The organism is Pseudomonas sp. PDM04 (assembly GCF_014851765.1).
In the GTDB taxonomy this organism is placed as follows: domain Bacteria; phylum Pseudomonadota; class Gammaproteobacteria; order Pseudomonadales; family Pseudomonadaceae; genus Aquipseudomonas.
Genome location: NZ_JACVAI010000004.1, coordinates 631,354 through 652,970 on the forward strand (window position 1 = coordinate 631,354; position 21,617 = coordinate 652,970).

21 protein-coding genes are annotated in these 21,617 nt (G+C 58.1%); 6 read left to right on the plus strand and 15 right to left on the minus strand.

Features of this window, described 5'->3' with window-relative positions; translation table 11 throughout:
• Positions 1 to 6: 6 nt before the first annotated feature.
• From atpA to mnmG, 10 genes are all read right to left on the minus strand, one after another.
• Positions 7 to 1,551, minus strand: a complete 1,545-nt coding sequence (gene atpA / locus IB249_RS18960; RefSeq protein ID WP_192307233.1) for a F0F1 ATP synthase subunit alpha — start codon at positions 1,549 to 1,551, stop codon at positions 7 to 9.
• A gap of 21 nt (positions 1,552 to 1,572) precedes the next feature.
• Positions 1,573 to 2,109: a F0F1 ATP synthase subunit delta gene (locus IB249_RS18965; RefSeq protein ID WP_192307234.1), complete on the minus strand. Its 537-nt coding sequence runs from the start codon at positions 2,107 to 2,109 to the stop codon at positions 1,573 to 1,575.
• 12 nt (positions 2,110 to 2,121) lie between these two features.
• Positions 2,122 to 2,592, minus strand: coding sequence for a F0F1 ATP synthase subunit B (locus IB249_RS18970; RefSeq protein ID WP_192307235.1), 471 nt, complete (start codon positions 2,590 to 2,592; stop codon positions 2,122 to 2,124).
• A 58-nt stretch (positions 2,593 to 2,650) separates the two neighbouring features.
• Positions 2,651 to 2,908, minus strand: coding sequence for a F0F1 ATP synthase subunit C (gene atpE, locus IB249_RS18975; RefSeq protein ID WP_003097235.1), 258 nt, complete (start codon positions 2,906 to 2,908; stop codon positions 2,651 to 2,653).
• Between the two features lie 133 nt (positions 2,909 to 3,041).
• Complete coding sequence (gene atpB / locus IB249_RS18980) at positions 3,042 to 3,911, minus strand: F0F1 ATP synthase subunit A (protein ID WP_192307236.1); 870 nt, start codon at positions 3,909 to 3,911, stop codon at positions 3,042 to 3,044.
• A gap of 16 nt (positions 3,912 to 3,927) precedes the next feature.
• Positions 3,928 to 4,335: a F0F1 ATP synthase subunit I gene (locus IB249_RS18985; RefSeq protein WP_192307237.1), complete on the minus strand. Its 408-nt coding sequence runs from the start codon at positions 4,333 to 4,335 to the stop codon at positions 3,928 to 3,930.
• A 148-nt stretch (positions 4,336 to 4,483) separates the two neighbouring features.
• The gene (locus tag IB249_RS18990; protein WP_192307238.1) at positions 4,484 to 5,356 is read right to left on the minus strand and encodes a ParB/RepB/Spo0J family partition protein; all 873 of its coding nucleotides are present in this window, start codon (positions 5,354 to 5,356) and stop codon (positions 4,484 to 4,486) included.
• A gap of 9 nt (positions 5,357 to 5,365) precedes the next feature.
• Entirely contained in the window at positions 5,366 to 6,163 is a 798-nt protein-coding gene (locus tag IB249_RS18995) for a ParA family protein (protein WP_192307239.1), read from the minus strand.
• An 18-nt stretch (positions 6,164 to 6,181) separates the two neighbouring features.
• Positions 6,182 to 6,826 carry a 16S rRNA (guanine(527)-N(7))-methyltransferase RsmG gene (gene rsmG / locus IB249_RS19000; RefSeq protein ID WP_192307240.1) on the minus strand — a complete coding sequence of 215 codons (645 nt, stop codon included), beginning with the start codon at positions 6,824 to 6,826 and terminating at the stop codon, positions 6,182 to 6,184.
• The gene (gene mnmG, locus IB249_RS19005) at positions 6,823 to 8,715 is read right to left on the minus strand and encodes a tRNA uridine-5-carboxymethylaminomethyl(34) synthesis enzyme MnmG (RefSeq protein ID WP_192307241.1); all 1,893 of its coding nucleotides are present in this window, start codon (positions 8,713 to 8,715) and stop codon (positions 6,823 to 6,825) included. Before mnmG ends, rsmG begins: the two co-directional genes overlap by 4 nt.
• A gap of 574 nt (positions 8,716 to 9,289) precedes the next feature.
• On the opposite strand from mnmG, the gene IB249_RS19010 reads away from it, so the two are divergent.
• The 3 genes from IB249_RS19010 (at position 9,290) to IB249_RS19020 (ending at position 13,298) form a co-directional block, all read left to right on the plus strand.
• Positions 9,290 to 9,796 carry a sigma-70 family RNA polymerase sigma factor gene (locus IB249_RS19010; protein WP_192307242.1) on the plus strand — a complete coding sequence of 169 codons (507 nt, stop codon included), beginning with the start codon at positions 9,290 to 9,292 and terminating at the stop codon, positions 9,794 to 9,796.
• Positions 9,796 to 10,743 (plus strand): FecR domain-containing protein, encoded by a 948-nt coding sequence (locus IB249_RS19015; protein WP_192307243.1) that lies wholly within the window; start codon positions 9,796 to 9,798, stop codon positions 10,741 to 10,743. Before IB249_RS19010 ends, IB249_RS19015 begins: the two co-directional genes overlap by 1 nt.
• 119 nt (positions 10,744 to 10,862) lie before the next feature.
• A complete protein-coding gene (locus tag IB249_RS19020; protein ID WP_192307244.1) occupies positions 10,863 to 13,298 on the plus strand; it encodes a TonB-dependent siderophore receptor in 2,436 nt (811 codons plus the stop codon).
• Positions 13,299 to 13,340: 42 nt separating this feature from the next.
• On the opposite strand, the gene mnmE is transcribed toward IB249_RS19020, so the two are convergent.
• From mnmE to rpmH, 5 genes are all read right to left on the minus strand, one after another.
• Complete coding sequence (gene mnmE, locus IB249_RS19025) at positions 13,341 to 14,711, minus strand: tRNA uridine-5-carboxymethylaminomethyl(34) synthesis GTPase MnmE (RefSeq protein ID WP_192307245.1); 1,371 nt, start codon at positions 14,709 to 14,711, stop codon at positions 13,341 to 13,343.
• 79 nt (positions 14,712 to 14,790) lie between these two features.
• A complete protein-coding gene (gene yidC, locus IB249_RS19030) occupies positions 14,791 to 16,470 on the minus strand; it encodes a membrane protein insertase YidC (RefSeq protein WP_192307246.1) in 1,680 nt (559 codons plus the stop codon).
• Positions 16,471 to 16,472: 2 nt separating this feature from the next.
• On the minus strand, positions 16,473 to 16,718 hold the full coding sequence (gene yidD / locus IB249_RS19035; protein ID WP_010207715.1) for a membrane protein insertion efficiency factor YidD: 246 nt from the start codon (positions 16,716 to 16,718) through the stop codon (positions 16,473 to 16,475).
• Positions 16,711 to 17,112, minus strand: a complete 402-nt coding sequence (gene rnpA / locus IB249_RS19040; RefSeq protein WP_003187205.1) for a ribonuclease P protein component — start codon at positions 17,110 to 17,112, stop codon at positions 16,711 to 16,713. The genes yidD and rnpA overlap by 8 nt, the downstream gene beginning before the upstream one ends.
• Positions 17,113 to 17,128: 16 nt before the next feature.
• On the minus strand, positions 17,129 to 17,263 hold the full coding sequence (gene rpmH, locus IB249_RS19045; RefSeq protein WP_003213577.1) for a 50S ribosomal protein L34: 135 nt from the start codon (positions 17,261 to 17,263) through the stop codon (positions 17,129 to 17,131).
• Positions 17,264 to 17,828: 565 nt separating this feature from the next.
• Here rpmH and dnaA point away from each other — a divergent pair.
• Genes dnaA through recF form a run of 3 tightly spaced genes read left to right on the plus strand, consistent with a single transcriptional unit; the run spans position 17,829 to position 21,613 of the window.
• Positions 17,829 to 19,352: a chromosomal replication initiator protein DnaA gene (gene dnaA, locus IB249_RS19050; protein WP_192307248.1), complete on the plus strand. Its 1,524-nt coding sequence runs from the start codon at positions 17,829 to 17,831 to the stop codon at positions 19,350 to 19,352.
• A gap of 39 nt (positions 19,353 to 19,391) precedes the next feature.
• Complete coding sequence (gene dnaN, locus IB249_RS19055) at positions 19,392 to 20,495, plus strand: DNA polymerase III subunit beta (protein ID WP_192307249.1); 1,104 nt, start codon at positions 19,392 to 19,394, stop codon at positions 20,493 to 20,495.
• Positions 20,496 to 20,509: 14 nt separating this feature from the next.
• Positions 20,510 to 21,613, plus strand: a complete 1,104-nt coding sequence (gene recF, locus IB249_RS19060; RefSeq protein WP_192307250.1) for a DNA replication/repair protein RecF — start codon at positions 20,510 to 20,512, stop codon at positions 21,611 to 21,613.
• The last annotated feature ends 4 nt before the right edge of the window (positions 21,614 to 21,617 follow it).

The window sequence follows — 21,617 nt, forward strand, 5'->3', positions numbered from 1 at the left end:
TGCGGCTTACCAGGTTTGGGTGGCCTTGAACTTCTCGATACCGGCTTTCAGGCCGCTATCGATTTCGTCATTGAAGTCACCCTTCACGTTGATCTTCGCCATCAAGTCGGCGTGATCGCGGTTGAAGAAAGCAATCAGCGCTTGTTCAAAGCTGCCGACCTTGGTGATTTCGACGTCAGTCAGGTACCCGCGCTCAGCGGCATACAGCGACAGCGACATGTCGGCGATCGACATTGGCGCGTATTGCTTCTGCTTCATCAGCTCGGTAACGCGCTGACCATGCTCAAGTTGCTTACGGGTCGCTTCGTCCAGGTCAGAAGCGAACTGGGCGAATGCCGCCAGTTCACGGTACTGAGCCAGAGCGGTACGGATACCACCGGACAGCTTCTTGATGATCTTGGTCTGAGCGGCACCACCCACACGGGATACCGAAACACCGGCGTTCACTGCAGGGCGGATGCCCGAGTTGAACATGGCCGATTCCAGGAAGATCTGACCGTCGGTGATGGAAATCACGTTGGTCGGAACGAACGCGGAAACGTCGCCAGCCTGGGTTTCGATGATCGGCAGTGCGGTCAGGGAACCGGTTTTGCCGGTCACTGCGCCTTTGGTGAACTTCTCTACGTACTCTTCCGAAACGCGGGAAGCGCGCTCCAGCAGACGGGAGTGGAGATAGAACACGTCGCCTGGGTAGGCTTCACGGCCTGGTGGACGGCGCAGCAGCAGGGAAATCTGGCGGTAAGCCACTGCTTGCTTGGACAGATCGTCATAAACGATCAGCGCGTCTTCACCGCGGTCGCGGAAGAATTCACCCATGGTGCAACCGGAGTACGGTGCCAGGAATTGCAGCGCAGGAGATTCCGAAGCACTGGCAGCCACGATGATCGTGTTGGCCAGGGCGCCGTTTTCTTCCAGCTTGCGAACCACGTTGGCGATGGTCGATTGTTTCTGACCGATGGCTACGTAGACGCAGAAAATGCCGCTGTCTTTCTGGTTGATGATCGCGTCGATCGCCAGAGCGGTTTTACCGATCTGACGGTCACCGATGATCAGCTCACGCTGGCCACGGCCGACCGGAATCATGGCATCGACAGCCTTGTAGCCAGTCTGTACAGGCTGGTCTACCGACTTACGCCAGATCACGCCTGGAGCAACTTTCTCGACCGCGTCGGTCTCGGTGTTGTTCAGGGGACCTTTGCCGTCAACAGGGTTACCCAGTGCGTCGACTACGCGACCCAGCAGTTCCTTACCCACCGGAACTTCCAGGATGCGGCCAGTGCACTTGGCGCTCATGCCTTCGGCCAGACTGGTGTAAGCGCCCAGTACAACGGCACCTACGGAGTCTTGCTCCAGGTTGAGGGCCATACCGTAGACGCCGCCCGGAAACTCGATCATCTCGCCGTACATGACGTCGGCCAGACCGTGAATCCGCACGATACCGTCAGATACGCTGACGACAGTGCCTTCGTTACGGGCTTGGGAGGTCACATCGAGCTTGTCGATGCGGCCCTTGATAATTTCACTTATTTCGGAAGGATTGAGTTGCTGCATTGCTCTGCTGCCCCTTCAAACTCAAGATTTCAATGCTTCGGCAAGTTTCGCGATTTTGCCGCGAATCGAGCCATCGATAACCAGGTCGCCGGCGCGGATGACAACACCCCCAATAAGGGCCTTGTCTTCCTCGACTTGCAGGCGCACTTCCCGGTTGAGTCGTGCACTGAGAACCTTGGCGAGTTTGTCTTGCTGTTCTTGGTTCAATGCAAAAGCACTGGTCACTTCAACGTCTACCGACTTCTCTTGTTCGGCCTTGTACAGGTCGAACAGAGCAGAAATCTCCGGCAAAAGCGGGAGACGATCGTTTTCGGCAACGACGTGAATGAAATTCTGTGCCTTCACATCGAACTTGTCGCCACACACGTCAATGAACGTGGCGGCCTTTTCTGCGCTCGTCAGTCGCGGGGCCTTGAGCACGCGCAGCATGGTGTCGTCTTTCGACACCGCTGCTGCCAGGCCGAGCATGGCTGACCAATTGGCCAGTTGCTGGTGGGCCTGAGCGTGCTCGAAGGCCGCCTTAGCGTAAGGTCGGGCCAACGTGGTCAGTTCTGCCATGATCGCCCTCGCTTAGATTTCAGCAGCCAGTTGGTTAACCAGCTCTGCGTGCGCGTTTTGATCGATTGCCTTGCCCAGGATCTTCGAAGCACCGCCAACGGCCAGGCTACCCACTTGGGCGCGCAGCGCGTCTTTGACGCTGTTCAGTTCCTGTTCGATCTCGGCCTGAGCCTGAGCCTTCACACGGTCAGCTTCGACGCGAGCCTGTTCACGGGCTTCGTCGACAATCTGGGTACCGCGTTTCTTGGCTTGCTCGATGATTTCAGCTGCCTGAGCTTTCGCTTCGCGCAGTTGCTGACCCGCTTTCTCTTGGGCCAACTCCAGGTCGCGAGCTGCTCGGCTGGCAGCGTCCAGACCATCAGCGATCTTCTTTTGACGTTCGTGCAGTGCCGCGATGACCGGAGGCCATACGAACTTCATGCAGAACAGTACAAAAATCAGGAACGCAACGGACTGGCCAATCAGGGTCGCATTAATGTTCACGCCAACACCTCGCAGTTACGTTGTCCATCACACCAAATTACCCGGAAGATCCGAGTAATTAGCCAGCGATCTGACCAACGAACGGGTTCGCAAAGGTGAAGAACAGAGCGATACCAACACCGATCATGGTTACGGCGTCGAGCAGACCGGCAACGATGAACATTTTAACTTGCAGCATTGGAACCATTTCTGGCTGACGCGCAGCGCCTTCCAGGAATTTGCCGCCCAGCAGGCCGAAACCAATTGCGGTACCCAGTGCGCCCAGGCCGATCAACAGTGCAACAGCGATAGCGGTTAGACCAACTACAGTTTCCATCTTTCCTCCCGACTTTTACGTCGTATGGTTTAGGTTTTTTTAATTTAAAGCGGTAAAACAAATCGTTTCAGTGGCCCGGGAAGGACCCCCTCCCGTTTGACCGAGAGGGACATCAGACTAGTCGAAACTGGCCTTAATGGTTTTCTTCGTGCGCCATCGACAGGTAGACGATGGTCAGCATCATGAAGATGAACGCCTGCAGGGTGATGATCAGGATGTGGAACACTGCCCACGCCCACTGCAGAACAACGCCCAGGCCACTGAGCCAGAGCAGACCGCTGCCGAACATCACAGCAATCAGAATGAAGACCAGCTCACCGGCATACATGTTGCCGAACAGACGCAGCGCCAGGGAGATCGGCTTGGCGATCAGGGTCACGAATTCCAGCAGGAAGTTCACCGGGATCAGCAGGGCCTGAACGAAGATGTTCTTGCTGCCGAACGGGTGCAGGGTCAGCTCGCCGATGAAGCCGCCGAGGCCCTTGACCTTGATGCTGTAGAAAATGATCAGTGCGAAAACCGAGAACGCCATGCCCAGGGTCGCGTTCGGGTCGGTGGTCGACACGGCGCGGAACGGAATGTGCTGGTCGCCGGAGATCAGGATGGCCAGCTGAGGAATCCAGTCGACCGGTACCAGGTCGACGGCGTTCATCAGGAACACCCAGACGAAGATGGTCAGTGCCAGCGGTGCAATCACCGGGCTACGGCCATGGAAGCTGTCTTTCACGCTGCCATCGACGAATTCGACCAACACTTCAACGAAGTTCTGCAAAGCACCAGGCTGACCGGAAGTCGCTTTCTTTGCCGCCATGCGGAAAAGAAGTACGAAGATCAGACCCAAAGCGACCGACCAGCCGAGGGTATCGACGTGGAAAGCCCAGAAGCCCATTTCCTTGGCTTCTGCTGCGGTGTGGGCAAAGCCCCAGCCGCCGGTAGGGTGCTGACCGAAGGTCAGGTTCTGCAAGTGGTGCTGGATATAGCCCGAAGCGGTTGTTTCTGCCATGGTTGCCTCAAACGCCCTAAGGTCTCGAAAGTCTTGTTCTCATCAGCAGGGGAGCGAACCAGCTGACCGACTGGGTCAGCACGAAGGCACCGAAGACTGCAATCGGCGCCAATGGCTTCACACCTGCAAACACCAGTGCAAACAGCACTGCCGTCAAAATCAGTTTCCCTGCCTCGCCGGCATAAAACGACCGGACGATGGACTGGGCTGCTCGGGCGCCGGAAAACCGAAATGCCCTGTGAGCGAAATAAACATTGGGCAGCAAGGCTATCAGGCCTCCGCACAATCCCGAGTATCCGGCAACGACTCCGCGCCATTGCCAAAGCGCCAACGCGGCGACCAGCAGGACGACAAACTGAGCCATCAACACCGGAAAAACTGCCAGTCGATGGAACGGCAAGCGGTTTGGCGTGCGGCTTTCCATCACTCTTGCTCTCCAGTGGTCGGCTGCCAGAAATCAATAACTTGGCATAATTTGTGCCGCCAAAATGCGCGCAGAGTATAGGGGCGGTTCTGCCCCTATTCAACTGTCAGGTAGTGATTTCCGACTGCACGCTACATGAGGAAATGTTTCAGCGAATGTGTGCGAGCACACCCTGAAGCTCATCGAGGGAGTTGTACCCGATCACCAGCTGCCCTTTCCCCTTCTTTCCGTGCCTGATCTGCACCGCAGAGCCTAGCCGCTCGGCCAGGCGTTGCTCGAGTCGGGCGATATCCGGGTCCGGTTTGGCCGGTTCGGCAGGCTCCTGTTTGCCACTCAGCCACTGGCGTACCAGTGCCTCAGTCTGGCGCACGGTGAGCCCTCGTGCGACAACGTGTCGCGCCCCTTCAACCTGTTGATTTTCCGGCAAGCCGAGCAAAGCACGTGCATGACCCATTTCCAGGTCGCCGTGGGACAGCATGGTTTTGATGACTTCCGGCAACGCGATCAAGCGTAGCAGATTGGCCACGGTCACGCGGGACTTGCCCACGGCTTCGGCCACCTGTTGCTGGGTCAGCTGGAATTCCTGCTGCAAACGCTGCAGGGCGACCGCTTCTTCGATCGGATTGAGGTCTTCGCGCTGGATGTTCTCGATCAGCGCCATGGCGATGGCGGTTTCATCCGGCACATCGCGCACCATGGCCGGAATGGTTTCCTGGCCAGCCTGCTGGCTGGCGCGCCAGCGGCGTTCGCCGGCGATGATTTCGAAGCGTCCGCCGCCGATGGGGCGAACCACGATCGGCTGCATCACGCCCTGGGTCTTGATCGACTGCGCCAGTTCTTCCAGCGCCTGCGGGTCCATGTCCCGGCGCGGCTGGTACTTGCCGCGCTGGATCAGGTCCAGTGGCAGATGCTGAAGCTCGCGCTCATCGGCCTTGACCGCTTGTTCTTCCAGCGAGCTGACAGTCGGACCACTGAGCAATGCATCCAGTCCACGTCCGAGACCTCGTTTCTTGACGGCCATGGGGTTTCCTTAAATTGCCTGGGCAGCGGCGGTGCGTGGATTTTTGCGTTGACGGCGAACCATCTCGCCCGCCAGCGCCAGATAGGCAATGGCGCCCCGCGATGTCTTGTCGTACGCCAACGCCGGCATGCCATAGCTGGGTGCTTCCGCCAGGCGGATGTTGCGCGGAATGACCGTGTCGTACAGTTGATCGCCGAAGTGTTCCTTCAGCTGGGCAGATACATCGTTCATCAGGCTCAGGCGCGGGTCATACATGGTCCGCAACAGGCCTTCGACTTTCAGGTCCGGGTTCAGCAACTCGGCGATACGCTTGATGTTATCCACAAGGTCGCTCAAGCCTTCCAGCGCAAAGTACTCGCACTGCATGGGAATGATCACCCCGTCAGCGGCAACCAGCGCGTTCAACGTGAGCATCGACAGCGACGGCGGGCAGTCGATCAAAATGTAGTCGTAATTCTCCCGCACGGGCGCCAGGGCACTGCGCAGGCGGCTTTCCTTCATCTGCATTTCCAGCAGGACCACTTCCGCCGCAGTCAGATCGCGGTTGGCCGGCAACAGCTGGTAACCGCCATGTTCCGAGAAATGCATGGCCTGGGTCAGGTCGCATTCGCCGATCAGCAGGTCGTAGACCGAGTTTTCCAAACCGTGTTTATCCACACCGCTACCCATGGTGGCGTTGCCCTGTGGATCGAGATCGATCAACAGCACCCGGCGCTTGGTGGCGACCAGGGAAGCTGCGAGGTTGATGCAGGTGGTGGTTTTACCCACACCACCTTTCTGGTTCGCTATCGCGAATACCTTAGCCATTCTTGCTTGTGTTCCCAATCATGCCGTGCGGCGCAGTATCAGCAGATGGCGTTGGCCTTGGCAACCGGGTACGGCCAGGGCGTGTTCGCTATCGAGGTGGAAGTCTGCCGGCAATGCTACCAGCTCATCGGCCGGATGAACGCCCTTCATTGCCAGCCAGCGTGTATCGGTATCGCCGAGGTGACGTGTCCAGTTGGTGAAGTTCTCCATGCTGCTGAACGCCCGGGAAATGATCCCGTTGAATGGCTGGGCAGGCTGGAAGGCTTCTACGCGACTGTGGATAACTTGCAGGTTATCCAGCTGGAGTTCGAGTTTGACCTGGGTCAGGAAGCGGGTTTTCTTGCCGTTGCTGTCCAGGCAGGTCACCTGCGACTGCGGAAACAGGATGGCCAACGGAATGCCGGGCATGCCACCACCACTGCCAACGTCCAGCCAGCGGCCGTTCTCGATGAACGACATCACGCTCAAGCTATCGAGCAAATGACGCGAAACCATTTCGTCCGGATCACGCACGGCAGTCAGGTTGTAGGCCTTGTTCCACTTGATCAACAGGGCCAGGTAACCCAGCAGTTGGGTGTGCTGGGTTTGCGTCAATGCGACACCGAGCTGGCGAGCACCTGTGGATAACTCTTCGGCGTGTTGCGAGGTGACCAACGAACTCAAGCGCTTTGCTCCAACTGACGGCCCGCGCCGCGTTTTTTCAAATGAATCATCAACAGCGAAATGGCTGCCGGGGTGACCCCCGGGATACGTGACGCCTGACCCAGGGTTTCCGGGCGGGTCGCACCCAGCTTGCTCTGGATTTCCTTGGAAAGACCGGAGATGCCGGTGTAGTCGATATCCACAGGCAATTTCGTGTCTTCACTGGCGCGCAGACGGGCGATTTCATCCTGTTGACGGTCGATGTAGCCGGCGTACTTGGTCTTGATTTCCACCTGCTCGGCAACCTGTGGATCTTCTGCGCCACCGCCCGTCACTTCGATCAGGCCAGCGTAGTCGATTTCCGGACGGCTCAAGAGGTTGAGCAGGTTGTATTCGTGGGTCAGCGGAGTGCCGAATTTTTCGGCAATGGCGTCGCCTTGTTCGGTGCCCGGGCGAACCCAGGTGCTTTTCAGCCGCTGTTCTTCCTGCTCGATGCTTTCACGTTTCTTGCAGAAAGCTGCCCAGCGCACGTCATCGACCAGGCCCAGTTCGCGACCTTTTTCGGTCAGGCGCAGGTCGGCGTTGTCTTCGCGCAGGATCAGGCGATATTCGGCACGGGACGTGAACATCCGGTACGGCTCTTGGGTCCCGAGAGTAATCAGGTCGTCAACCAGTACGCCGATGTACGCTTCATCACGGCGCGGGCACCAGGCTTCTTTGCCCTGGGCGCGCAGTGCGGCGTTGGCTCCGGCCAGCAGACCCTGGGCGCCGGCTTCTTCATAACCGGTGGTGCCGTTGATCTGCCCGGCGAAAAACAGACCGCCGATGACTTTGGTTTCGAGGCTGTATTTCAGGTCCCGCGGATCGAAGTAGTCATATTCAATGGCGTAGCCGGGACGAACGATGTGCGCGTTTTCCATGCCGCGGATCGACTGGACGATCTGCAATTGCACGTCGAAGGGCAGCGAGGTGGATATGCCGTTCGGGTACAGCTCGTTGGTCGTCAGGCCTTCCGGTTCGATGAAGACCTGATGGCTTTCCTTGTCGGCAAAGCGGTGGATCTTGTCTTCGATCGACGGGCAGTACCGCGGGCCAATGCCTTCGATCACCCCGGAATACATCGGCGACCGATCAAGGTTGGCCGCAATGATTTCGTGGGTACGGGCATTGGTGTGGGTGATCCAGCAACTGATCTGCCGTGGATGCAGCGCCTTGGAACCCATGAACGACATGACCGGGATCGGCGTGTCGCCGGCTTGTTCGGTCATCACCGAGAAATCCACGGATCGGGCGTCGATACGCGGCGGGGTGCCGGTTTTCAACCGACCGACGCGCAAAGGCAACTCGCGCAGACGATGTGCAAGGGCGATCGACGGTGGATCGCCGGCGCGACCGCCGGAGAAATTCTGCATGCCGATGTGGATAAGTCCACCGAGGAACGTGCCTGTGGTCAAGACCACGGAGTCCGCGAAAAAGCGCAGGCCCATCTGAGTGACGACACCGCGCACTTGATCCTGCTCGACGATCAGGTCGTCGGCGGCCTGTTGAAATATCCACAGGTTCGGCTGGTTTTCCAGAATCTCGCGAACGGCGGCCTTGTAGAGAACCCGGTCAGCCTGAGCGCGGGTTGCGCGCACGGCAGGGCCCTTACGGCTGTTCAACACGCGGAACTGGATGCCGCCTTTATCGGTAGCCAGGGCCATCGCACCGCCAAGGGCGTCGATCTCCTTGACCAGATGGCTCTTGCCAATGCCACCGATGGCGGGGTTGCAGCTCATGGCACCGAGGGTTTCCACGTTATGCGTCAGCAGCAGGGTTTTCACCCCCATGCGTGCTGAGGCCAGTGCTGCCTCGGTACCGGCATGACCGCCGCCGATGACGATCACTTCAAAACGGGAAGGGAAATCCACCACGCACCTCGTGCCTGCTTAAGTAGGTAATTCAGGAATAGTTTGGGCTCAGGTTTTTGGACCTGGTCGACAAGTATAGGGACTTCGCCTGCTCTAAAGAACCCTTTGCACAAAATTTAACCAGCTGTGGAGAAGTCGGAGTTATAGAAATTAAAAAGAGAGAAATTTATTAAATCTTTGTTTTTATGTTTATTTCTAGTGCCCTACCTTTCTGTGGATAGATCTCTACAGGCCTTTATATTCAATATGTACAGAGATTCAAAACCCTGTGCCCATGTGCCAGGGAGCCCCTTGGATAACCGGTGTAAGCCTGTGGATTAAAGTGTCTGTTATCCACAGAGGCAGTTATGTCCAGGTTTGGAGCGCTGTTATCAACCGTGCTCAGACGCGGTTATTCACAGGGCTTAATCCACAGAAAACCGCTTGATAGGGAGAAATCCCAGGGGCGCGACTGCGCATCCGGTGTGCTGTCGTGAAGGAAATCGATCAAGAAGGGGTGAGGGAAGGGTATTGTGAGGAGCTGTAACAAAAGCTAATAATAGCCATTATCATTAAGCCATCTCCCCTTCTCTTTATGTCAATGCCATCTCACACCTCAGCAGTCGAGCGGATCTACGTGCAGCACCATTCGTGGCTGTATGGATGGTTAAAGGGAAAACTGCATGACGCCTGCGATGCGGCGGACGTGGCGCACGATACATTCGTGCGCATTCTGGGTTCCCGCGATGCGAGCCAGATCCGTGAACCCAAGGACTACCTGGTCACGGTGGCAAGGGGCCTGGTGATCGACCGTTATCGCCGCCGTGCCATTGAGGTGGCTTATCTGGAAACTCTGGCGGCACGGCCCGAAGCCACGGCGATCAGTGAAGAAGACAAAGCGCTGATCATCGAAACCCTGGTCGCTGTGGATAAAGCTCTGGCAGACCTCGGCGCCCGGGCCCGGCGAATCTTCATGTTGTCGCAAATCGAAGGGCTGACTTATCAACAGATTGCCGACCAGATGCAGGTGTCTCTGACCACGGTGAAGAAGCACATGATCCGCGCCCTGACCGAATGCTCGATGATCATGGTGGCGCTCTGATGTCCGCCGCTCCGGATCGCAAGGTTTTCGAAGCTGCCGCCACTTGGTACGTGCAGTTTCAGGCCGAACCGCCAACGGCTGCCCAACGACAGGCGTGGCAGCATTGGATCGACAGCAGCCCCGCCCATCTGACAGCCTGGAACCAGATGGAACAGGTCCAACGCCATCTCGGCGGATTACCCCGGGACCTGTCTCGACGCGCTCTGTCCTCGACTCAACAACGCCGCCAGGTGCTCAAACTGCTGCTGATCGTGGCCGGGACGGGCTATCTCGGCTGGAATGTTCAGCAGCACACCTCCCTGGGCAGCGTCTGGGCGGATTACCGGACCAGGGTGGGCCAGCGCCGCAAAATCGAACTGGCGGACGGCACGCGGATTCATCTCAATACCGGCACCGCCATCGATGTGCTGTTCGATGGCGAGCAACGATTGATACGGTTGCGCGAGGGGGAAATTCTGGTTCATACCGGCAAGCTCGGTGATCTGCGACCGTTTTTCGTTGAAACCAGGGAAGGCCGGATCAGAGCCCTGGGCACGCGTTTCTCGGTTCGCCAGCTGTCCGGATCATCCCGCATCGGCGTGCTCGAAGACCGCGTCAGCGTGCAGCCTGGCGAGCAGCCCGAACATGCACGCGTGTTGCGGGCGGCCGAAGGCGCAGATTTCGACCGTCATGACGTCGGCACCGTTCACCCCTTTCGCTCGACTGAAACGGCCTGGATCAACGGCCAATTGATTGCTCTCGATGCGCAGCTCGGGCAGGTGATCAGTGAATTGGGCCGTTATCGCCCCGGGGTCCTGCACTGTGGCCCGCAGGCCGCGCGCCTGCGTGTATCGGGAACCTTCCGGCTGGATTCAACGGATGCGGTGCTGGCCAACCTTCAGGCTTCGTTGCCCATCAATGTCAGTTATTTCACCCGTTACTGGGTGTCGATCAAACAGGTCGGTTGACTTGAATCCAGCCAGGCCAAAATAAAATGCTTGGGGGGTTATCTTTTTTCTCCCTGTAACGGCCCTACAGGTAATCGCGGTTCAACGCGGCATTTGCCACCTTCAGGGCTTTCCTACTCATGCGACTTCCCCTCTTGCGTAAGTGTTTTACCCCCCATTGCATCGCCTGCGGTTTGCTGATGAGCAGCGCCGCCACAGGTGTCCTGATCGCGCCCCAGGTCATGGCCGCCGATGTGACGCAGCGTTACGCCATTGCCGCCGGCCCGCTGGACAAAGCCCTGAGTCAGTTTGCCTCTGTGGCCAATGTGATCCTTTCGTTCTCTCCCCAACAGACTGCGAGCCTGCGAACCCAGGGATTGTCCGGCAGTTACTCGGTGGAGCAGGGTTTTGCGATCCTGTTGCAAGGTTCCGGACTGCAAGCGGTGGCCGAAGCGCCCGGCAGCTACATCCTGCAATCAGTGCCCGATGCCGGGCCGTTGGTGCTTGGCACCACCAACATCAACGCTCAGCAACCCAATGAAATGAACCTGGATTACGCGCAGGACACCGGTTACAAGGCGAACAACAGCCGGATCGGCACCAAAACCAGCACACCGCTGTCGGAAACGCCACGCTCGATATCGGTCGTCACTGCACAGCGTATGAAGGACCAGAAATCCCAGACCCTGACCGAGGTCCTGGGCTACGTGCCCGGAATCTTCGCCCCACCCTTCGCCGCGGGTGACAGCCTGTCCGGAGACCTATTCTTCATCCGGGGTTTCAATGCGACAGACTATGGCTATGGTCTGCTGCGCGATGGCCTGCGTGTGCAAGGCAACCGATACGACACCACCACCGAGCCCTATGGCCTGGAGCGGGTTGAGGTCTTCCGCGGCCCCTCGTCGCTGCTCTACGGCGAAAATGCGCCCGGCGGGCTGGTCAACCTGGTGAGCAAGCGTCCGACCTCCGCTCCCCAGGGTGAGGTGCAGTTTGGATATGGTTCGAACAACCGGCGCCAGCTGGGCGTCGATGTCTCCGGACCGTTGACCGACAACGACAACGTGCTCGGCCGGATCGTGATGCTGGGGCGCAATGCAGACACCCAGACCCGACACGTGCCGGATGACCGTCTCTACATTGCCCCTTCCCTGACGCTGAATTTCGATGATTTCAACACGCTGACCCTGCTGGCCAATTACCAGAAGGACCATACCAACATGGAGCTCGGCCTGCCGGCGGCCGGCACCCTGTTAAAGAACCCCAATGGCAAGCTGTCCAAGGACACGATGCTGGGCGACCCGGACTGGAATACCTTTGAACGGGAAACCTGGAGCGCCGGTTACGAATACAGCCATAGCTTCAACGATGACTGGCAGTTCCGGCAGAACTCACGCTACATGCAGTCACGTATTACCCGTCATGAAACCTGGCCGGGCAACCTGAACAACGCCGGTTTCGGCACTCGCCTGAACATGACCGCTTATGATCGCTTCAACAAGGCGATGGTGTATTCGCTGGATAACCAGCTGGAAGGCAAATTCCAACTGGGTGAGCTGCAGAACACCGTGTTGTTCGGCGGCAGTTTTGATCGCACGTCGTTCAATCAGGACTGGAATGCCGGACTGGTCGGTCCCATCGATATCTACAACCCGGTTTACCTGGGGGATCCCCGGACCCCGATCGCTGTACAGAACACCCTGCTGGAACAGCAGATGAAAGGTGTTTATGCACAGATCCAGAGCAAATATGACCACTGGTTGTTCCTGCTGGGCGGGCGCCAGGACTGGGTCGACAGTGATTTTCGCGACAAGGTGGCCAGCGCCGGCAACATCAGCTCTCAGGACCGGAAGTTCACCTACCAGGGCGGCGTGATGTACCAGTTCGACAATGGACTGACCCCTTACGTCAGTTATTCCACGGCCTTCGTCCCGGTCCAGCAGATTTCCAATTCCGGACGGCCGCTGGACCCGATCACCAGCAGCCAGTACGAAGTGGGCCTCAAGTACGAACCCGTCGGTTGGGACACGGCGTTCACCGCGTCCGTGTATGACCTGCGCAAGCAGGACGACACCTATTTCGACGCCACCACCTCGACCTATCGCCAGGTGGGCGAAAGCCGTTCCAAAGGGGTGGAACTTGAACTCAACAGCAACCTGACGCCGAACCTGAATCTCACGGCGGCCTACACCTACACGGATGCGCGGATTACCAAGGACGCCGCCACCTCACTGGTGAAGGATCACCAAATGACCGGCGTCCCGCGCAACCAGGCGTCGGTCTGGGCCAAGTATCGCTTCCTCGAAAGTCGCCTGAAGGGGCTCTACGTCGGCGGTGGCGTCCGCTACTTTGACAGTGCCTTCGCGTATACCGCACCTACCTTGTACGGAAAGCTCGATGCCGGCGATGTGACGTTGGTGGATGCAGCGATCGGCTACCAGATCGATCGCCACTGGAGTGTCGACCTGAATGCGAAAAACCTGTTCGACAAGGAATACGTATCAGGGTGTAACGATGCTGGCCGGTGCTACTGGGGCGAAGAGCGTACCCTTCTGGGCACGGTGTCCTACAACTGGTAGGGCGAAAGAGCGCTGTGGATAAGTTTTCCACAGCGCTCGCCTTTATTTACCGATGCAGAAACTGGAAAAGATTCTTCCGAGCAAGTCATCGGAGCTGAAGGCGCCGGTGATTTCGCCCAGCGATTGCTGAGCCTGGCGCAGGTCCTCGGCCAGCAACTCTCCTGCCCCTGCCAACGTCAGTTGGGCACGACCGTGCTCGAGCGCATCACTGGCGTGACGCAGGGCCTCAAGGTGACGCCGGCGAGCACTGAAGCTGCTCTCCGACGTCTGCTCGTAGCCCATGCAGGCCTTGAGGTGTTCGCGCAGTAACTCCAGGCCCATCCCCGCAGACTTGGCACTGAGGCTGATCGTGACGTGGCCGTCTTCACTGACATCCAGAGCGATCGCTTCCCCGGTCAAATCGGCCTTGTTGCGGATCAGCGTGACTTTCGCCGGATCCGGGCGGGTTTCGAGGAACTCCGGCCACAACGCGAAAGGATCCAGCGCTTCCGGCGCCGTGGCATCCACCACCAGCAGCACGCGATCGGCTTCACCAATGGCTTTCAGCGCACGCTCGACACCGATCTTTTCCACATGGTCATCGGTATCGCGCAGACCGGCGGTATCGACCACGTGCAGTGGCATGCCATCGATGTGGATATGTTCACGCAGAACGTCCCGGGTCGTACCGGCGATTTCGGTGACGATGGCCGCCTCGCGGCCGGCCAGCGCGTTGAGCAAACTCGATTTGCCGGCATTCGGCCGACCGGCGATCACCACGGTCATGCCATCGCGGAGCAAGGCGCCCTGCCCGGCTTCGCGCAGGACTGTGGATAACTCGTCGCGGACCTTGTCGAGCATGCTCAACACATGGCCATCTGCCAGAAAATCGATTTCCTCTTCCGGGAAATCGATCGCCGCCTCGACGTAGATGCGCAGGCTGATCAGTTGTTCGGTGAGGTGATGCACGCGCGCCGAAAACGCCCCCTGCAGCGAACGCAGCGCGTTGCGGGCAGCCTGTGCGGAGCTGGCCTCGATCAGGTCGGCGATGGCTTCGGCCTGAGCCAGGTCGAGCTTGTCGTTGAGGAACGCACGTTCGCTGAATTCCCCCGGCCGGGCCAGGCGGCAACCCAGTTGCAGGCTGCGCTGCAGCAGCATATCCAGAACGACCGGCCCGCCGTGTCCCTGCAATTCCAGTACGTCTTCGCCGGTAAACGAGTTCGGCCCCGGGAAATACAGCGCAATGCCCTGATCCAGAACCTCGTCGTTTTCACCGAGGAACGGTCCGTAGTGAGCGAAACGCGGCTTGAGCTCGCGGCCGCTGAAAGCCTTGGCCGCCACGCTGGCCAACGGCCCGGAAAGACGCACGATGCCGACACCACCACGACCTTGAGCGGTGGCGACGGCGGCGATGGTTTCACGAGGAACGCTCATAAACCGGTATCCAGACAAAAGTGACAGATAGCAAAACGCCCCACTAGGGGGCGTTTTGAGTGGTTATCCACAGTGTAAATCAGGCAGCCGCTTTGGTAGCCGCTTCGATTTTACGTGTGATGTACCACTGTTGGGCGATCGACAGGCAGTTGTTCACTACCCAGTACAGCACCAGACCGGCCGGGAACCACAGGAAGAAGAAGGTGAAGATGATTGGCATCATTTTCATGACCTTGGCCTGCATCGGGTCCGGAGGCGTCGGGTTCAACTGCTGCTGGATGAACATGGTTGCACCCATGATGATCGGCAGGATGAAGAACGGATCCTTGATCGACAGGTCGGTAATCCACAGCATGAACGGCGCCTGGCGCATTTCAACGCTTTCCAGCAGAACCCAGTACAACGAAAGGAATACCGGCATCTGCACGAGGATTGGCAAGCAACCACCCAGCGGATTGATCTTCTCTTTCTTGTACAGCTCCATCATGGCCTGCGACATTTTCTGCCGGTCGTCGCCATGCTGCTCTTTCAGGGCAGCCAGTTTCGGCGCGACGGCACGCATGCGAGCCATGGATTTGTAGCTGGCCGCCGACAGCGGGAAGAAGATCCCCTTGATCAGCATGGTCAGGAAGATAATCGACCAGCCCCAGTTACCCACAATCGCGTGGATGTGTTGCAGCAGCCAGAAGATCGGCTGGGCGATGAACCACAGAATGCCGTAGTCGACGGTCAGTTCCAGGCCTGGGGATAACTCTTTGAGCACCGCCTGGCTTTTCGGACCGGCGTAGAGGATGGCGCTGGTTTCAGCCTTGGCACCCGGAGCAACGGTCAGCGAAGGACCGGTGTAACCGATGATGTAGTTGCCTTTGCTGTCCTTGCGGGTCTGGACGACGTTGTTTTCGCCCTTCGCCGGGATCCACGCAGTCACGAAGTAGTGTTGCAACCAGGCAACCCAACCACCGCTGACGGTTTCTTTCAGCTGAGCCTTGTCCATGTCTTTCATCGACACTTTCTTGTACGGCTCGGAACTTGTCCACAGGGCGGCGCCCAGGTAAGTCGCGGTGCCGGTGGCAGTGCTGGAAGACGGATCGGAGCTGGCGTCACGTTTCAGCTGCGCGAACATCGCACCCGACCATGGCTGGGCGCTTTCGTTGTCGATCAGATACGTGACGGTCACGTCGTACAGGCCGCGTTTCAGGGTGAAACGCTTGATGTAGTTAACGCCGTCCTTGCTGAACTTCAGGTCCACGACCAATTGGTCCTGACCGTCAGCCAGTTGATAAACCTTCTTCTCCGACGAGTAAACCGGACGACCGGCAGGATTTGCATCCGGGCCGTTGGTGCCGATCAGGCCGCTTTGAGCCAGGTAAGTCCGCTCGTTGCCGTTATCGAACAACTGGAACGGGATGTCCGGATGGTCCTGGCGACGTGGATACAGCGGCAGCGTCAACTGGGCAACATCGCCACCCTGTGGATCGATAGCCAGGTTGAGCACATCCGTTTTGATCTGGATGAGATCCTTGCTGGCAGCCACTGGTGTTTCAGCGGGTGCACTGGTATCGCTTGCGGCGCGGGGAATGTCGTCACTGACAGAAGCATTATTGCCAGTGGCCGTATCCGGGAGGCCCGGTGCGGTCGTACTGGAAGCAACATTCTGAGTCGGCAGGGCAGCCTGGCCATAGTCCTGGTTCCATTTCAGAACCAAAACGTAGGACACGATTGCCAGGGCGACGATCAGGATCGTGCGTTTGATATCCATGATTACTCGGCCATCGAAGAAGAACGGGAGGTAGGGATAGGTGGAACCGGGTCATAACCACCGGGATTCCACGGATGACAGCGACCTAAACGACGAAAGGTCAGCCAGCCACCGCGCAGAAGGCCATGATTTTCGATGGCTTCCAACGCGTAGCAGGAACAACTGGGGTAGAAACGACAGTGACTGGCCATCAGGGGACTAATGGCGTAGCGATAAAACTGGATCGGAACGAGTGCCAGTTTACGCATCGGGACTGTCTACCCCTACAGTTTCGGTGTTGACTGCTGGTACTGGCTTGCTGCGTGCCAGACGCTTCCAGAGTTTGCCGAAATGCTGAATCAATTCGGGGTTTTCTACATCACCCAAACCTTTGCGCGCGACGATAACGATGTCCCAACCGACCAGGGAATCCTGATTCAGGCGGAACGATTCGCGCATCAGACGTTTGAGGCGATTGCGCTCAACAGAGAGCTTTACGCTCTTTTTCCCGATAACCAGCCCGAGACGGGGGTGATCAAGATCGTTGTTGCGCGCAAGGAGCAGGAGATTTTTCCCCGGAACCTTGCCGGTAGGGGAGTCAAAGACTGCCTTGAAATGCCGGGGTGTAAGCAGACGCTTTTCCCGACTGAAGTCCTGACTCACCTGCAGTGCCGGATTATCAAACTGCCAGACGCGCACGACCTTTGGCGCGACGACGCGACAGGACGGCACGACCGTTCTTGGTAGCCATGCGAGCACGGAAACCGTGGGTACGAGCGCGTTTGATAGTGCTTGGTTGGAAAGTACGTTTCATGTCGTGTTACCTGGTTCGTCCACAACGGGCCGGAATGGCCCCCGTTTTAAGAGACCGGGGATTCTAGAGAAAGCAAGCCTCTAGGTCAATTTCCAACCAGCGTTTCCTTATAAATAGATCTCCAGCGATTCCGCTCGCCTTCAATCCGGCGCAAATATAAAAATAAGAAAGGAAAGTATTTAAAGCTTTTCTGTAAAGCTTATAGAAGCTTAGGCGGCGTTTCTCTGTGGATAACTGGCACCAGGCCTTCTATGACGTGATGTACAGAGAATGACAACTACAGTGGAAAACCGTGTTCAGCCTGTGCCGGACTGTCGGATAAGCTGTGTGTGAAAGCGGTACTTATCCACAGGCTGGTTATCCACCGGGTTTTCCCTCGAGTTGTGCAACGATCTCAAGGGCTTTTATCCACAGTGCTTATGCACAGACCGCTGGTCGTCTTTTTTGCGTATAAAGCGTTGATTCTTCGTGTCCCGTGAACAACCTTCGTGTGGATAAGTCCGCGTCTGGTCGCTACAATGGCCGCTTGTTTTTGCCTCACCGGCTTTCAACTTAGGGGATATCCGTGTCAGTGGAACTTTGGCAGCAGTGCGTGGAGCTTTTGCGCGATGAGCTGCCTGCCCAACAATTCAACACTTGGATCCGTCCACTACAGGTCGAAGCCGAAGGCGACGAGTTGCGCGTCTATGCGCCGAATCGCTTTGTTCTCGACTGGGTCAATGAAAAGTACCTGGGCCGTGTCCTCGAGCTGCTGGATGAACACGGCAATGGCATGGCGCCTGCGCTTTCCTTATTAATAGGCAGCAAACGCAGTTCGGCTCCCCGTGCGGCACCGAATGCACCGCTGGCCGCCGCCGCGTCCCAGGCGCAGGCCGCGCAAGCGCCGGCCATTGCCCCGGCACCGGTATCTGCTCCGGCAGCTACGCCAAAGCCGTCCACCCAGAATCTGGCGCACGTCGATGAAGAACCCTCGCGGGACAGCTTCGACCCGATGGCCGGCGCAAGTTCGCAACAGGCTCCGGTCCGTTCCGAACAGAGAACCGTGCAGGTTGAAGGTGCGCTCAAGCACACCAGCTACTTGAACCGCACGTTCACCTTCGAGAACTTCGTCGAGGGCAAGTCCAACCAACTGGCGCGGGCAGCCGCCTGGCAGGTGGCCGACAACCCCAAGCATGGCTACAACCCGCTCTTCCTTTATGGCGGTGTCGGCCTGGGTAAAACCCACTTGATGCACGCGGTGGGTAATCACCTGCTGAAGAAGAACCCGAATGCCAAGGTCGTTTACCTGCATTCCGAGCGTTTCGTGGCCGACATGGTCAAGGCGCTGCAACTGAACGCCATCAACGAGTTCAAGCGCTTCTACCGTTCGGTGGATGCATTGCTGATCGATGACATTCAATTCTTCGCCCGCAAGGAACGCTCCCAGGAAGAGTTCTTCCACACCTTCAATGCCCTTCTCGAGGGCGGCCAGCAGGTCATTCTGACCAGTGACCGCTACCCGAAAGAGATCGAGGGCCTGGAAGAGCGCCTGAAATCGCGCTTCGGCTGGGGCCTGACGGTGGCCGTCGAGCCGCCGGAGCTGGAAACCCGCGTCGCGATTCTGATGAAAAAGGCCGACCAGGCCAAAGTCGATTTGCCTCACGATGCGGCATTTTTCATCGCCCAGCGTATCCGTTCCAACGTCCGCGAGCTGGAGGGTGCGCTCAAACGCGTCATCGCTCACTCGCACTTCATGGGCCGCGACATCACCATCGAGCTGATTCGCGAATCCCTGAAAGACCTGTTGGCGTTGCAAGACAAGCTGGTCTCTGTGGATAACATTCAGCGCACCGTCGCCGAGTACTACAAGATCAAGATTTCCGACCTGCTGTCCAAGCGTCGCTCACGCTCGGTCGCACGTCCGCGTCAGGTTGCCATGGCGTTGTCCAAGGAGTTGACTAACCACAGCTTGCCGGAAATCGGCGATGTGTTTGGCGGCCGCGACCACACCACGGTTTTGCACGCCTGTCGCAAGATCAACGAGCTTAAGGAATCCGACGCGGACATCCGCGAGGACTACAAGAACCTGCTGCGTACACTGACCACTTGATGAACTCCAGCGCAGCTAATTAAGGCAAGGGACTAGACCATGCATTTCACCATTCAACGCGAAGCCCTGTTGAAACCCCTGCAACTGGTCGCAGGCGTCGTCGAGCGCCGCCAGACCTTGCCGGTGCTCTCCAACGTGCTGCTGGTTGTCGAAGGCCAGCAACTGTCGCTGACCGGTACCGACCTGGAAGTCGAGCTGGTCGGTCGTGTCGAACTCGAAGAGCCTGCTGATCCAGGCTCCATCACTGTGCCGGCGCGCAAGCTGATGGACATCTGCAAGAGCTTGCCGAACGACGCGCTGATCGACATCAAGGTTGATGAGCAGAAGCTGGTGGTCAAGGCTGGCCGTAGCCGCTTCACCCTGTCGACCCTGCCGGCCAACGACTTCCCGACGGTGGAAGAAGGTCCAGGCTCGCTGACCACCAGCCTGGAGCAGAGCAAGCTGCGCCGCTTGATCGAACGCACCAGCTTCGCGATGGCTCAGCAGGATGTGCGCTACTACCTCAATGGCATGCTGCTGGAAGTGTCCACCGACGTGATCCGCGCGGTAGCCACCGACGGCCACCGTCTGGCGATGTGCTCGATGCAGGCCGATATCGGTCAGCAGGAACGCCACCAGGTGATCGTGCCGCGCAAGGGTATCCTCGAGCTGGCGCGCCTGCTCACCGAACCGGATGGCATTGTCAGCATCGTGCTGGGCCAGCACCACATTCGCGCCACCACCAGCGAGTTCACCTTTACCTCCAAACTGGTAGACGGCAAGTTCCCGGATTACGAGCGTGTACTGCCCAAGGGTGGTGACAAGCTGGTACTGGGTGACCGCCAGGCACTGCGTGAAGCGTTCAGCCGTACCGCGATTCTGTCCAACGAAAAGTATCGCGGTATCCGCCTGCAACTGGCCAACGGTCAACTGAAAATCCAGGCCAACAACCCGGAGCAGGAAGAAGCGGAAGAAGAGGTTGGCGTTGAGTACAACGGCGGTAACCTGGAGATCGGTTTCAACGTTAGCTACTTGCTCGATGTATTGGGTGTGATGACCACCGAGCAGGTACGCCTGATCCTGTCCGACTCCAACAGCAGTGCGCTGGTGCAAGAGTCCGACAACGATGACTCGGCCTACGTCGTCATGCCGATGCGTCTGTAATCAGCAGAAACTAGATGTCCTTAAGTCGCGTCTCGGTCACCGCGGTGCGCAATCTGCACCCGGTGACCTTCTCCCCCTCCCCCCGAATCAACATTCTTTACGGCGCCAACGGCAGCGGCAAAACCAGTGTTCTGGAAGCCATTCACCTGCTGGGGCTTGCCCGTTCATTTCGCAGCACCCGTCTGTTACCGGTGATCCAGTACGAACAGCTGGCATGCACGGTGTTTGGCCAAGTCGAATTGGCCGAGGGTGGGCAGAGTGCGCTGGGGATTTCCCGGGATCGCCAAGGCGAATTCCAGATCCGCATTGACGGTCAGAATGCCCGCAGTGCCGCTCAGTTGGCAGAGATCCTGCCATTGCAGCTGATCAACCCGGACAGCTTCCGCTTGCTGGAAGGTGCGCCGAAGATTCGTCGACAGTTTCTCGACTGGGGTGTGTTCCACGTGGAACCGCGATTCATGTCGACCTGGCAACGCTTGCAGAAGGCCCTGCGTCAGAGAAACTCTTGGCTGCGACATGGTACACTTGACGCCGTTTCGCAAGCGGTTTGGGACAGGGAACTGTGCCAGGCCAGCGCTGAAATAGATGAATACCGCCGCGCCTATATCAAAGCCTTGAAACCAGTCTTTGAACAGACCTTGAGCGAATTGGTTGAGCTTGAGGGTTTGACGCTCAGCTATTACCGAGGCTGGGACAAAGACCGCGAGCTGAGTGCAGTGCTCTCCGGGTCCCTGCAGAGGGATCAGCAAATGGGTCACACCCAGGCCGGGCCACAGCGTGCTGATTTGCGCCTCAGATTGGGCGCGAACAACGCAGCGGACATATTGTCCCGCGGTCAGCAGAAGCTGGTGGTCTGTGCATTGCGGATTGCCCAGGGGCATCTGGTCAGCCAGGCCCGACGCGGACAGTGTATTTATCTGGTGGATGACTTGCCGTCCGAGTTGGACGAGCAGCACCGTCGCGCGCTTTGCCGCTTGTTGGAAGACTTACGCTGCCAGGTGTTCATTACCTGTGTAGATCACGAATTATTGAGGGACGGCTGGCAGACGGAAACGCCGGTCGCTCTGTTCCACGTGGAACAGGGCCGTATCACCCAGACCCACGACCATCGGGAGTGAAGGC